General features: G+C 63.3%; 8 protein-coding genes. 4 read left to right on the top strand and 4 right to left on the bottom strand.

The window, feature by feature from the left end; all coding sequences use genetic code 11:
• Positions 1–7 precede the first annotated feature (7 nt).
• A complete protein-coding gene (locus BSY16_RS15905) occupies positions 8–1897 on the bottom strand; it encodes an MFS transporter (protein WP_069060567.1) in 1890 nt (629 codons plus the stop codon).
• A gap of 490 nt (positions 1898–2387) precedes the next feature.
• Between BSY16_RS15905 and BSY16_RS15900 the strand changes: the two genes are divergently transcribed.
• Positions 2388–3422, top strand: a complete 1035-nt coding sequence (locus BSY16_RS15900; protein WP_069060566.1) for an aspartate-semialdehyde dehydrogenase — start codon at positions 2388–2390, stop codon at positions 3420–3422.
• Positions 3423–3656: 234 nt separating this feature from the next.
• Positions 3657–4478, top strand: a complete 822-nt coding sequence (locus tag BSY16_RS15895; protein WP_069060565.1) for a lytic murein transglycosylase — start codon at positions 3657–3659, stop codon at positions 4476–4478.
• 141 nt (positions 4479–4619) lie between these two features.
• Here BSY16_RS15895 and BSY16_RS15890 read toward each other — a convergent pair whose 3' ends face one another.
• Together BSY16_RS15890 and pdxY are read right to left on the bottom strand one after the other, a co-directional pair.
• Entirely contained in the window at positions 4620–5261 is a 642-nt protein-coding gene (locus BSY16_RS15890; protein WP_069060564.1) for a carbonic anhydrase, read from the bottom strand.
• 89 nt (positions 5262–5350) lie between these two features.
• The gene (gene pdxY / locus BSY16_RS15885; RefSeq protein ID WP_069060563.1) at positions 5351–6226 is read right to left on the bottom strand and encodes a pyridoxal kinase PdxY; all 876 of its coding nucleotides are present in this window, start codon (positions 6224–6226) and stop codon (positions 5351–5353) included.
• A gap of 275 nt (positions 6227–6501) precedes the next feature.
• Here pdxY and BSY16_RS15880 point away from each other — a divergent pair, with 275 nt between their 5' ends.
• A complete protein-coding gene (locus BSY16_RS15880; RefSeq protein WP_069060562.1) occupies positions 6502–11283 on the top strand; it encodes an NAD-glutamate dehydrogenase in 4782 nt (1593 codons plus the stop codon).
• Positions 11284–11374: 91 nt separating this feature from the next.
• Positions 11375–12760, top strand: coding sequence for an MFS transporter (locus tag BSY16_RS15875; RefSeq protein ID WP_069060561.1), 1386 nt, complete (start codon positions 11375–11377; stop codon positions 12758–12760).
• A gap of 57 nt (positions 12761–12817) precedes the next feature.
• Here BSY16_RS15875 and purH read toward each other — a convergent pair whose 3' ends face one another.
• On the bottom strand, positions 12818–14428 hold the full coding sequence (gene purH, locus BSY16_RS15870; RefSeq protein WP_069060560.1) for a bifunctional phosphoribosylaminoimidazolecarboxamide formyltransferase/IMP cyclohydrolase: 1611 nt from the start codon (positions 14426–14428) through the stop codon (positions 12818–12820).
• Positions 14429–14452: the final 24 nt, after the last annotated feature.

Here is a 14452-nt window from a genome sequence, read left to right as displayed (position 1 = left end):
GGGGAGATCAATCCATGGCGTGGATGTCGCGGTCCTTGGTTTCCGGCAGGAACAGCAGGCCGATGACCAGCGTGAGACCTGCGAAGACGATCGGATACCAGAGACCGAAGTAGATATCGCCCTGGGCCGCGCTCATCGCGAAGGCCATTGCCGGGAGCAGACCGCCGAACCAGCCGTTGCCGATATGGTAGGGCAGCGACATGCCGGTGTAGCGGATGCGGGTCGGGAAGAGTTCGACCAGCAGGGCGGCGATCGGGCCGTAGACCATCGTGACGTAGATCACGAGGACCGTCAGCACCGCGATGATCGTGGTCCAGTTCACGTTTGCAGGATCGGCGACCATGGTGAAGGGACCGCCGCCGGCAATCGTGTAGACCGGCATGTCGGTGACACCGGTGGCTTCTTCGGCCGTCAGCAGCTTGGCCTTGATGAGGTCGGCTGCCGGCATGTTGGCCTTTTCGCCGGCACGGATGGCCGCCGCATCAAGGGCGAGTTCCGGGTTCGCGGCGACGAAGGCATCGAGCTTGGCTTCCGGAACCTTGGCGGCACCGCGGACCAGCGGATAACCGCCGTCATGAAGCGCCATGTTGGTCTGCTTCTGGAAGGCAGCGTCGAGAGCCTTGGCCTGGTCGCCTGCGGCGATGGCGTCATAGCTGTTGATCGTCTGCTCGCCGATCTTCACCGTCGCAGCCGTGCCGGCAGCCGCCGTGGTGACGACGTCATAGGGCACCGAGTTGCGGGTCAGGAACGATGTTGCGATATCGCACGAGGTGGTGAACTTCGCAGTTCCCGTCGGGTTGAACTGGAACTTGCAGTCTCCCGGAGCGGCGGTAACCGTCGCGCGGATCGTGTCCTGTGCCTGTGCAAGTGCCGGGTTGCCGGCCCAGGTCAGAGCCTTGAACAGCGGGAAGTAGGTCAGCATGGCAAGCAGCAGGCCGGCCATGATGATCGGCTTGCGGCCGATCTTGTCGGACAGCCAGCCGAAGAAGACGAAGAAGCCGGTGCCGAGCAGCAGCGAGCAGGCAACCATGATGTTCGCGGACTGACCGTCGACCTTCAGCACGCCGGTCAGGAAGAACAGCGCGTAGAACTGGCCGGAATACCAGACGACGGCCTGGCCGACGACGGCGCCGAACAGTGCGAGCAGCGCGATCTTGGCGTTGCGCCACTGGCCGAAGGCTTCGCTGAGCGGTGCCTTGGAACCCTTGCCCTCTTCCTTCATTTTCGCGAAGGCCGGCGATTCGTTCATCTTCAGACGGATCCAGACGGAAACGCCGAGCAGAATGGCCGAGAGCAGGAACGGAATGCGCCAGCCCCATTCGGCGAAGGCTTCCTTGCCGAGAATATATTGCACCGCGAGGATGACGACCAGCGACAGGAACAGGCCGAGCGTCGCGGTTGTCTGGATCCACGAGGTGAAGTAGCCGCGCCTGCCGTCCGGAGCATGTTCCGCGACGTAGGTGGCAGCACCGCCATATTCACCGCCGAGCGCCAGGCCCTGCAGCATGCGCAGCAGGATCAGGATGATCGGAGCGGCGATACCGATGGTGGCGGCACCGGGCAGAAGGCCCACGACGAAGGTCGAGACCCCCATGATGAGAATGGTGACGAGGAAGGTGTACTTGCGGCCGACGAGATCGCCGAGACGACCGAACACCAGCGCGCCGAACGGACGAACGAGAAAGCCGGCAGCAAAGGCCAGCAGCGCAAAGATGTTGCGCGTCGTTTCTGGATACTGGCTGAAGAAGGTCGCGCCGATATAGATCGCCAGCGAACCGTAAAGATAGAAATCATACCATTCGAAAACTGTGCCGAGCGAAGAGGCGAAGATCACCTTCTTCTGCTCACCGGTCATCGGCGCCGCCTTGGCGGTGCCTGCCGTCGAAACATTTGCCATTTGTTTGTCCTCCACAAAAACGGCGTGTCGGGGCAGCCCATGGGGGTCCGGTGTTCCTCCCTAAAAACACCGGACGGGGCGCGCCTGATGGAAGGATGGCAGAAAACGGACTGTGACATCAGCGCTGCTTTGGGCTTATGACTTTCGGCCTACGACTTAAGTTACAGGCGGCTGGTCTCACTGAAACGCCGCATTCATCCTGCAAGGCTTGACTCTTCGCAAGATGAGCGTATTCAGCACGCACGCAAGGGAACCGACATGAACCGCTTTGGTCTAACCATCGCCAGCATGATCGCTCCGGCCTTCAACGCCGGACGGGTTCGCTATTGCGTATCGATTTCCAAAACAACGGCCAAAACGACGACGAAAACCGTCTGACGTCTCTGGCCCACCGCTCTCTCCCCGGTATGGCCGGGGACCGAAACCCGCGTCGAGGCCGGCGGGTTTCCCCTCCTGACCCCGCGGAGAGACAGAGAAAGAGAGCATAAATATGGGTTTCAAGATCGCAATCGTCGGCGCGACCGGCAATGTCGGCCGTGAGATGCTGAACATCCTTTCCGAGCGGGGCTTCCCGGCTGACGAAGTCGTGGCGCTGGCCTCCAGCCGCTCGTTCGGCACCGAAGTGTCCTTCGGCGACAAGACGCTGAAGGTCCAGAACCTCGAAAACTACGACTTCTCGGACACCGACATCTGCCTGATGTCGGCTGGCGGCACGGTTTCGCAGAAGTGGTCGCCGAAGATCGGCGCCAAGGGCTGCGTCGTCATCGACAACTCGTCCGCCTGGCGCTACGACGCCGACGTTCCGCTGATCGTTCCGGAAGTGAACCCGGACGCCATCAGCCTGTTCACCCGCAAGAACATCATTGCCAACCCGAATTGCTCGACCGCCCAGCTGGTCGTCGCGCTGAAGCCGCTGCATGATCGCGCCAAGATCAAGCGCGTCGTCGTCTCGACCTACCAGTCCGTCTCCGGCGCCGGCAAGGAAGGCATGGACGAACTCTTCCAGCAGACCCGCGCCGTCTTCGTCGCCGATCCGGTCGAATCGAAGAAGTTCACCAAGCGCATCGCCTTCAACGTCATTCCGCATATCGATAGCTTCATGGAAGATGGCTACACGAAGGAAGAGTGGAAGGTTCTCGCCGAGACCAAGAAGATGCTCGACCCGAAGATCAAGGTGACCTGCACGGCCGTGCGCGTTCCGGTCTTCATCGGCCATTCCGAATCGGTCAACATCGAGTTCGAAAACGAAATCACGGCGGACGAAGCCCGCGAGATCCTGCGCGAAGCGCCGGGTTGCCAGGTCATCGACAAGCACGAAAACGGCGGCTACATCACGCCGTACGAATCGGCCGGTGAAGACGCGACCTACATTTCGCGCATCCGCGAGGACGCAACCGTCGAGAACGGCCTCAACATCTGGGTCGTTTCCGACAACCTGCGCAAGGGTGCCGCCCTCAACGCCATCCAGATTGCGGAGCTGCTCGTTGCCCGTGGCCTGATCAAGGCGAAGAAGCAGGCCGCCTGATTGAACGAAAGACGAGGAGAAGGGGCGTCTGGCGCATTTCGGTCAGAAATGGCAACGTTCCCTTAACCAAGTTTAAATAAAAGTCCCGGTTGTTCCGTCTGAGAACAATCGGGACTTCGCTTTGAAACCATGCCGGCGGTCGCGCCGGAGCGGGCTCACGGCGAGTTGCGGTGACAGGAACAGGGGAGCATGACATGCTCCCGCAGCGGATAGACGAACATCACGGGGTTTTTTATGGGCATGACAAAGAGCGTGACCAAGGTGCTGGCCGCATTGATCGCCACAGCAGCGGTGCCGGCGGTGGCTGAGGCTGCCAAGTGCGGCAACGATGCGAGCGGTTTTCCGGCCTGGGTCGAGGCATTCAAGAATGAGGCGGCGGGCCGCGGCATCAGCAGCGCGACGATCAACAAGGCTTTCGCCAATGTCAGCTACGCGCGCGCGACGATCCGCGCCGACCGCGGCCAGAAAAGCTTCAAGCTCTCGCTCGAGCAGTTCATGCAGAAGCGCGGCGGCCAGGCGATCATCCGCCGCGGCAAGGGCCTGAAGAAGCAGAACGCTGCCCTCTTCGACCGTATCGAAGCGCGCTACGGCGTGCCGGCCGGTCCGCTGCTCGCCATCTGGGGCATGGAAACCGGCTTCGGCGGCTTCCTCGGCAAGGAACACACGATCTCGGCCGTCGCGACGCTCGCCTATGACTGCCGCCGGTCGGACTATTTCACCAACCAGCTCTACGCGACGCTGCAGCTCGTGCAGAACGGCACGCTCAGCACCACGGCCCGTGGTGCGGCGCATGGCGAAATCGGCCAGACGCAGTTCCTTCCGGCAAACGTGCTGAAGTATGGCGTCGACGGTGACGGCAACGGCCGCATCGACCTCGTCGGCTCGAAGGCCGACGCGCTCGCCTCCACGGCGAACTTCCTGCGCGGCCACGGCTGGAGTGCCGGCGGCGGCTATCAGCCAGGCGAGGGCAATTTCGGTGCATTGCAGGGCTGGAACGCGGCCAGCGTCTACCAGCGCGCGATCGCGATCATCGGCGCGGAAATCGACGGCGACTGAGCCGGATAGGATTTGAATACGGAAAACCCGGTGCGAGCCTTCGCGCCGGGTTTTTTCGTTTTGAGCATGCCCGCTTTGTTTTAAATCGCGAAAAAGCTCGCCCGCTTGTTTTTCGCGATTCCGGGCTTTGCCGGAATTGCTCTAGAGGCTCGGGCGTAAAAAATCGCCCGTCTTGCCGTCCATGACCCAAAGCTCGCCGGTCGAAATATCGAACCAGGAGCCATGCAGTTGCATGCGGCCTTTCTCTTCCAGAATGCGCACGCAAGGGAACGTCCGCAGGTTGGCAAGCGAGTTGCGGATGGAGACACGCTCCAGCGCACGCTGCCGCTCAGCCTGCGTCAGGATTTCAGCGCCCTGGATCTGCTCGGCAACGGGCTTCAGCATGCCCATCCACTTGCCGATGAAGTCACCGGGTGACAGCGGTTCGGCATCCGGGTCGAGCGCGGCGGAAATGCCGCCGCAGCGGCCGTGGCCCATGACGACGATATCGCTGACCTTCAGCGACTGCACCGCGAATTCGAGCGCAGCCGAGGTTGCATGGAACTGGCCGTCCGGCTCATAGGGCGGCACGAGGTTCGCGACGTTGCGCACCACGAAAAGTTCGCCAGGCCCGCTGTCGAAAATGGTTTCCGGTGCAGCGCGGGAGTCACAACAGGCAATCACGAGGGTCTTTGGCTTCTGGCCGGTCTCGGCCAAGGCCCTGTAGCGCGCCGATTGTTCGGCATAGCGGCCGGACATGAAATTGCGGTAGCCGTTCAGAAGACGATCGGGAAAGCGGTTCATGATGTCGGAATACCCCCGTGTAACGATCTACGGATGAGGCCCCATCCGGAAGTGCATAAACCACTCCGCAGGGCAGGGCGCAAGGCGCTTTAGGGCCGTCGCGTCTGCGCCGGATGCACAAGGCGGCGCATCTGCACCATGGCCATGGGTGTCGAAATGCTGGCGGCGTCCTGCTCGAGCGTCAGTTCGTCGGCACCGCGCTTTGCGGTGCGTGCGACAATCTCGAAGACGCTGGCGGTCGCCATCATCAGCGCGCGCTCTTCCGGCAGCTTTTCCATCAGCCGGGACAGGAAGATCGCGGCAAGCAGGTCCCCGGTGCCGTTCGGCGGGTTTGGCACGAGCCTATGTTCCGCCAGAAGCGCGCTGCGGCCGGAAAGATAGAGATTGCCCGTGCTGCCCGCCATCAGCGGCAGCGAGGAGGTCACGAGCATGCGGGCCGGGCCGAGCGAGAGGGCCGCGTCAACGATTGCCGCATTGGTCTCAAGCGGCGCGCCGGCGAGCCAGGCCAGTTCGAAGCGGTTGGGCGTGGCGATCGAGGCGAGCGGGATCAGGCTGTCGCGGATCGCCACCGCCGTTTCTTCCGCAATATAGAGGCCGTTCTCGTCGCCGCAGACCGGATCGCACATGTAAAGAAGATCGGGGTTGTCCACACGAAGGCTTTCAACCAGCCGCGCCACGGCGCGCGCTTGCGCAGCGTTGCCAAGATAGCCGGACAAGACGGCTTTCACCTCGCCCCGCCATGGTGCACGGATGAGGTCTGATATCATCGCGTCGAAATCATCCGCCGAAATCGCCACCCGCGTCGATTTTCCGTGGCCGGGATGCCAGGGCAGAATGACCGTCGGCAGCGCCCAGACCGGATGCCCGAGCGTTTCGAGCGCGAAGACGGCGGCGCGGTTGCCCACCGTGCCGCGCACCACATGGCTCGAAATGACGATGACGGTGCCCTTGTCGCTCTCGGTCATAGCCTGCTCCCTCGTTCCGTTCGAGTGATGACAAGGGGGTGTTTTCCTGTCAACGCCCGACATGGCAAGCGCCTGTCGCTGCAGGGCAACATGGAACGGCTTCAGCCGGTTTTTGGCTGCTTTTCGACGAAAAAACCCCGATTTAACGTCAAAACGTCAGCAAAACTGACCTATTCCGGACAAAATCGATTGAATTTTCTCGCAAATGCACAAATTTCGTCGCGCGTATTTTTTCTTCTGCTAACGTCCGGCGATCGGATTCGAGGGAAAATTCCATGGGTGCCAGGACCAACGTGAAACGAGAAAAACACATCGAGGCCGCCAAAGCTGCAGCCGCCGCCCTCGGCGCAAAGACGCTGAACCCGGACATCCTTTTCGGACGTGCCAGCAAGGACGATATCGAGCATTATACCGGCGAAATGCTGGCTGCCGCCGCCGCCCATGCCATGGCCGAAATCGAGGCCTGGGACGGCTCCGCGCCGCGCGTGACCGTCACCACGCTGCCTGACGTCCGGCCCCAGGGCCAGCCGGTCTCCGTGCTCTCCGTTACCGACCGCAACCAGCCGTTCCTCTACGATTCGGTGATGGGCGAAGTGACGAGCACACATCGCGACGTACACCTCGCGATCCACCCGATCCTCGTGGTGAAGCCCGGTGAAGCGCCGAAGCTCTTCTCGCCGGACGAGGAAAGCGAGCCGACGCAGCGGGTCAGCCATATCGAGATCCATCTCTCGGAGCTCGCGCCCAATGAGGCGGCGTCGCTCACCGAGCGGGTCCGCAACGTGCTTCACCAGGTTCATGTCGCCGTCGACGACTGGCCTTCCATGGTCGAAAAACTCGACAGCGCCATGGCCGACATGGAGCGCTACGCCAAGGCCAAGGCCGACAAGGACGAGGCGCTCGCCTTCCTGACCTGGCTGCGCGGCAACAACTTCACCTTCCTCGGCATGCGCGAATACAGTTATTCCGGCAAGGGCGAACAGGCGACGGTGGAGCGCGGCGGCGAAGGCCTCGGCATTCTCGCCGACCCGGATGTCCGCGTGCTGCGCCTCGGCAAGGACGCCGTGACGACGACGCCGGAAATCCTCGAGTTCCTCGAAGGCCCGGATCTGCTGATCGTCACCAAGGCCAATGTGAAATCCGTCGTGCACCGTCGTGCCTACATGGATTATGTCGGCCTCAAGCGTTTCAACGAGAAGGGCAAGGTGATCGGCGAGTTGCGCATCGTCGGCCTCTTCACCTCGACAGCCTATACCCATGCCGCCGGCCAGATTCCGCTTCTGCGCTCCAAGGTGGCGGATGTTGTCGAGCATTTCGGCTACGACCCGAAAAGCCATTCGGGCAAGATGCTGATCAACACGCTGGAATCCTATCCGCGTGACGATCTCTTCCAGATCGACACCGGCCTGCTTGCCAGCTTCTGCGAACAGATCAACGAACTGTCCGACCGGCCGCGCATTCGCGTGCTGCCGCGCATCGACCGCTTCGACCGTTTCGTTTCCGTGATCGTCTATGTGCCGCGCGAGCAGTACGATTCCGACGTGCGCGAAAAGATCGGCAACTATCTGAAGTCGGCTTATGACGGCCGCGTCTCCGCCTATTATCCGGCTTTCCCGGAAGGCGGCCTTGCCCGCGTGCATTTCATCGTCGGCCGCTCCGGCGGCAAGACGCCACGCATCCCGCAGGCAAAGCTCGAGCAGGCCGTGCGCGAGATCGCCACCCGCTGGACCGACCGTTTCGAAGCACTCTCCAATGCCGATGGCCTGCGACTGGTCGCCGACCGCGGCTACCAGGAGGATTTCACGCCCGCCGAGGCCCATGCGGACCTTGCCCTGATTACCACGGCAACATCCGAAAACCCGATCAGCATCGCCTTCTACCGCAAGGCCTGGAACACCGATCTCAGCTCCGTCGAGTTGAAGATCTTCCACGCCAACGAACCGGTGTCGCTGTCGAAGCGCGTACCGCTCTTGGAAAACCTCGGCTTCAACGTCATCAGCGAACAGACGCACGACCTGACCGTCGTGGGTCTCGATGGCGAACAGCGCCGCGTCATCCTGCATGACATGGAGCTGAAGCACCGCGACGGCATCGAGATCAACCTCGACAAGCTGAGCCCGATGCTGGAGGAAGCCTTCCTTGCCGCCTGGCATGGCGAGGTGGACGATGACGCGCTGAACCGTCTCATCCTGACCGGCGGGCTTTCCGCGCGCGAAATCATGGCCCTGCGCACCTATTCGCGCTACCTGCGCCAGACCGGCATCCCCTATTCGCAGGGCTATATCGCCGATACGCTCAACAAATATCCCGCGATCGCCGCCAACCTCTTCCGCCTGTTCAAAACCCGCCTCGACCCGAAATTTTCGGACCGCCAGCGCGAGAAGAAGACCGGTGAAACGGCGACGGCGATCGAAGAAGCGCTGGCCAACGTGCCGAGCCTCGACGAGGACCGGATTCTCCGCCGCTACGTCAACGCCATCCAGGCGACACTGCGCACCAACTATTTCCAGCGCGATGCCGACGGCAAGCCGCGCAAGACGCTGGCGATCAAGCTCGATCCGAAGGCGCTGGACGGCCTGCCGGAACCACGCCCCTTCCGCGAAATCTTCGTCTACGGCGCCGAGGTCGAAGGCGTGCACCTGCGCTTCGGCAAGGTCGCCCGCGGCGGCCTGCGCTGGTCCGACCGTGCACAGGACTATCGCACGGAAGTGCTGGGCCTCGTGAAGGCGCAGCAGGTGAAGAACTCGGTCATCGTACCGGTCGGCGCCAAGGGCGGCTTCTATCCGAAGCAGTTGCCGGTTGGCGGCAGCCGTGACGCCATCTTCAAGGCCGGCACCGAGGCCTATAAGACCTACATCCGCACGCTGCTTTCGGTCACCGACAACATTGTCGGCCAGGACATCGTGCCACCGGCCGATACGGTCCGTCTCGACGGTGACGATCCCTATTTCGTCGTCGCCGCCGACAAGGGCACGGCGACCTTCTCCGACACCGCGAACGGTCTGGCACAGGAAGCCGGCTTCTGGCTCGACGACGCCTTCGCGTCGGGTGGCTCCGCCGGCTACGACCACAAGAAGATGGGCATCACCGCCCGCGGTGCCTGGGAAACCGTCAAGCGCCACTTCCGTGAAATGAACATCGACATCCAGAAGACGCCCTTCACCGTTGCCGGCGTCGGCGACATGTCGGGCGACGTTTTTGGCAACGGCATGCTGCTGTCGCGGAAAATCCGGCTCCTCGCGGCCTTCGACCACCGCGACATCTTCATCGATCCGTCGCCGGATACCGATACGTCCTTCGCCGAGCGCCGCCGCATGTTCGCCCTGCCGCGCTCGAGCTGGCAGGACTATGATCGTTCCGTGCTCTCCAAGGGTGCGATGATCATCCCGCGTACGGAAAAATCCGTGACGCTGACGCCGGAAGCCATGGCGGTCATCGGCATCGACAAGGCCAAGGCGACGCCGTTCGAGATCATGACGGCGATCCTGAAGGCCCCGGTCGACCTGATGTGGTTCGGCGGCATCGGCACCTATATCCGCGGCCAGAACGAAACCGACGCGGAAGTCGGCGACCGCGCCAACGACCCGATCCGCATCGTCGCCGACGACGTGCGCGCCAAAGTGATCGGCGAGGGCGCAAACCTCGGCGTTACCCAGCGCGGCCGTATCGCCTTCGGCCTCAAGGGCGGGCGCTGCAACTCCGACGCCATCGACAACTCGGCCGGCGTGAATTCGTCGGACGTCGAGGTCAACATCAAGATCGCGCTCGCTTCCGCCATGCGTGACGAGCGGCTGACGCGCGCCAAGCGCAACGTGTTGCTCGCCTCGATGACGGACGAGGTGGGCCACCTCGTGCTGCGCAACAACTACCTGCAATCGCTGGCGATCTCGCTCATCGAAAAGCAGGGTGTTGCCAACCGCGCGCCGCTGACGCGCCTGATGGACCGCCTGGAGGCCGCCGGGCAGCTCAACCGCAAGGTCGAGACCCTGCCGGACGACCGCACGGTGGCGGAACGCTACCAGGCTGGCAAGCCGCTGACGCGACCGGAAATCGGCGTGCTGCTCTCCTATGCCAAGCTCGTGCTGTTCGACGAACTCGTACACACCGGCCTGCCGGACGAGCCCTATTTCGAACCGACGCTGATGAGCTACTTCCCGGCGAAGATGCAGAAGACCTATGCGGACGACATCCGTTCGCATCGCCTGCGCCGCGAAATCATCGCGACCATCCTTGCCAACGAGGTGATCAACCGCGGTGGCCCGGCCTTCATCACCACGCTGACCGACGGCACCGGCTTCGGTCCGGCGGATGCCGTGAAGGCGGCCGTCATCGCCCGCGACGGCTACGGCCTCTCGGCGCTCTATGCTGGCGTCGATGCGCTGGACACTCTCGTCGCCGGGTCCGTGCAGAACGAACTCTATGAGGAGATCGGCCGCATCTACGCCACCGTCACAAGCCTGCTTTTGACGACGGGCGCGGTGTCGGGCTCGATGGAGCAGGCAGTGCACAAGCTGAAGCAGGCACTGAAGCAGCTTCGCCCGCATCTTTCGACGCTGATTTCGGAAGCGGCTGGCGACGAAGCCCGCCGCAAGGCCCATGCCTATGAGGACGAGGGCGTGCCGGCGGATCTGGCGGAAGAAATCGCCACGCTCTCCATGCTGATCTTTGTGCCGGAGGTGATGCTGATTGCCGGGGCGACGGGCGACACGCTCGGCAAGACCGCGCAGACCTTCGCCGGTATCAGCTCGACGCTCAATATCGGCCGGCTGCTCTCGGCGGCAAGCCGCATCCCGACCGGCGATCTCTACGAGGCGCTCGCCCTGCAACGCAGCCTCACCGACATCGCCAATGCCCGCCGTGACCTCGCGACGGTCGTCCTGACGCGCCACAAGGGCGACAAGGCGCCGCTCGCGGCCTGGCAGCAGGCCGACGAGAAGAAGCTTGCCCGGGTGACGGCCAATCTCTCCGCGCTGATCGAAGCAGGCGAAGCCACGCTCGCCAAGGTGAGCGTCGCCGCAGGCGTCCTCAGCGATCTTGCGCAGGAACGGGCGAAATGACACAGTCCTGCTGCCGGTTGATGAAGCATAGGCTTCATTAGCCGGCTTGCGGACGGGCGCTCAGTCTTCGCCCCGCGTTTCAGGAGGGGCGATGACGGATGTCGTGGAAAGCCGGGAGCCGCGCGTAGGCCGTTTCGGTATTACGGGCTGGATGCTGTTCGACTGGGCGGCACAGCCCTTCTTCACGGTCATCACCACCTTCATCTTCGGCCCCTACCTCGTCTCGCGCCTGACCGAGGACCACGCAGCCGGCCAAGCCGCCTGGAGCTATACGCTCACCATTTCCGGCATTGTAATTGCGCTGCTCGCGCCGATCATGGGCTCGATCGCCGATGCTTCCGGCGCGAGAAAACCCTGGATTGCCGTCTTCGCGGTGATCAAGATCCTGTCACTCATTGCGCTTTGGCATGCCACGCCCGGCAGCAGCCTGCCCTTCGCCATGGCCATGATCGTGCTGGCGACGGTGGCGGCCGAGTTTTCTATCGTCTTCAACGATTCGATGATGCCGCGCCTCGTCAAGCCGGAAGATGCCGGCCGTATCTCCAACATCGCCTGGGGCCTTGGTTATCTCGGCGGCATGATCGTGCTGATCGCGGTGGTCGCCCTTCTCGCGGCCAACCCGGAAACCGGCAAGACCGCCATCGGCATTGCGCCGCTGTTCGGCCTCGATCCAGCGACCGGCGCGGACGCCCGCATCACCGGGCCGATTTCAGCACTCTGGTATCTCGTCTTCATCCTGCCGATGTTTTTCTTCACGCCGGATCAAAGCAAAGGACTGCCGATCGCCGCCGCCGTGCGCGCCGGCTTGGCGGATCTCTCCGCCACCCTACGCGACCTGCGCGGCAAGCCGGGCATCCTGCGCTTCCTGGTCGCCCGCATGATCTACCAGGACGGCGTCAACGGGCTCCTGGCACTCGGCGGCACCTTTGCCGCCGGCATGTTCGCCTGGCAGACGTTTGAACTCGGCATCTATGGCATCATCCTCAACGTCGTCGCCATCGGCGGCTGCCTCTATGCCAGCCGGCTCGACAAGCGCCTCGGCTCGAAAACCGTCGTGGTGATCAGCCTCGTCTGCCTGACCATCGCGACGATCGGCATCGTCTCCACCGGCCCCGGCTTCACGCTGTTCGGCCTCATCCCGCTATCGACCGCCGATTCCAGCGGTCTCTTCGCCACGGCAGCGGAAAAGGCCTATATCCTCTACGGCCTGCTGATCGGCGTCGCCTTCGGCCCCGTGCAGGCCTCCGCCCGCTCCTACCTCGCCCAGAGCATCCATCCTGACGAAGCCGGCCGCTATTTCGGCCTCTATGCTCTCTCGGGCCGCGCCACATCCTTCCTCGCACCGCTGTCGGTCGCGCTCATCACCACGGCAACAGGCTCAGCGCGCATCGGCATGATGGCACTCATCGCCTTCCTCGTCGTCGGCTTCCTGCTCTTGCTGCGCACACCCTATCCGGCCAACAGGGTGAACACCTGAAACGCAAAACGCCCCGCAAGCGGGGCGTTTCGATTCCGGGGAAGAATCCGGATAAATTCAATGCCGGAAGTGGCGCATTCCGGTGAAGACCATCGCGACGCCCGCCTCATCAGCCGCCGCAATCACTTCCGCATCGCGCATCGAGCCACCCGGCTGGATGACGGCGGTCGCACCGGCGGCAATCGCCGAAAGCAGGCCGTCGGCGAAGGGCAAAAAGGCTTCGGAAGCCACAGCCGAGCCGCGTGTCAGCGGCTCCGCAAGGCCCATCGCCTTGGCAGCCTCTTCCGCCTTCAGCCCGGCAATGCGGGCGGAATCCACGCGGCTCATCTGCCCGGCGCCGATGCCAGCCGTCTGGCCGTCCTTGGCATAGACGACGGCATTCGACTTGACGTGCTTGGCGACCTTGAAGGCGAACTTCATGTCGACCAGCTCCTGCGCGGTCGGTGCGCGATTGGTGACGATCTTGAGTTCGAGATCCTCGACCATGCCGTTGTCACGGCTCTGCACGAGCAGGCCACCGGAAACCGTCTTGGCGGAAAGGCCCGGCACGCGCGGATCGGGCAGCGCGCCCGTGACCAACAGGCGCAGGTTAGGCTTGCCGGCAATGATGGCCCGCGCTTTCTCGTCCGCATCCGGCGCGATGATGACCTCGGTGAAGAGCTTGACGATCTCTTCCGCCGTCTCGCCGTCGAGCGTCGTGTTGAGCGCGATGATGCCGCCGAAGGCGGAGACCGGATCACAGGCCAGCGCCCGCGCGTAAGCATCCTTCAGCGTCTTGCCGGTGGCGACGCCGCAGGGATTGGCGTGCTTGATGATCGCGCAGGCCGGGCCGTTTTCCGGCAGGAACTCGGCCACCAGCTCGAAAGCGGCGTCCGTATCGTTGATATTGTTGTAGGAAAGCTGCTTGCCCTGCAGCAGCGTCGCTGTGGCGACACCGGGGCGATTCTCGCCGGTGACGTAGAAGCCGGCCTTCTGGTGCGGGTTCTCGCCGTAGCGCATCTCTTCCTTGAGCACGCCGCCAAGCACGCGGTGACGCGGCATAGCGATGTCGAGCGCCTCGGCGAACCAGTTGGAGATCGCGGCGTCATAGGCCGCCGTACGAGCATAGGCCTTGGCGGCGAGGCGCTGGCGGAAGGCATAGGAGGTCGACCCATCCGCCAGCTCTTCCAGCAGGGCAGGGTAATCGGCCGGGTCGGTGACAACAGTCACATAGGCGTGGTTCTTAGCGGATGCGCGGATCATCGCCGGGCCGCCGATATCGATGTTCTCGACGGTCGTCGGATAGTCGCCGCCCTTGGCGCGCACCTCCTCGAACGGATAGAGGTTGATGATCGCCAGGTCGATCGCATCGATGCCATGCGCCTTCATCGCCTCGACATGCTCAGCGTCGTCGCGGATCGCCAGCAGGCCGCCATGCACGGAGGGATGCAGGGTCTTGACCCGACCATCCATGATTTCCGGAAAGCCCGTGACCTCGGACACGTCGGTCACCGCAAGCCCGGCGTCGCTCAGCGCCTTGTGCGTGCCGCCGGTCGACAACAGGCGTACCCCCTTGTCGGCGAGCGCGCGGGCGAGATCGACGATGCCCGCCTTTTCGGAGACGGAGAGAAGCGCGGTGCGCACGGCAACACGATCAGGGGCGGGGATTTTCTTGGAAACAACGGCCATGGGGGCGCTCCGTTCTGACGGCCC

Origin of the sequence: Sinorhizobium sp. RAC02, from assembly GCF_001713395.1 — a bacterium.
Lineage (GTDB): Bacteria > Pseudomonadota > Alphaproteobacteria > Rhizobiales > Rhizobiaceae > Shinella.
Note: the sequence above shows the minus strand (reverse complement) of the source record. Positions and strands in the feature narration are given on the sequence as shown.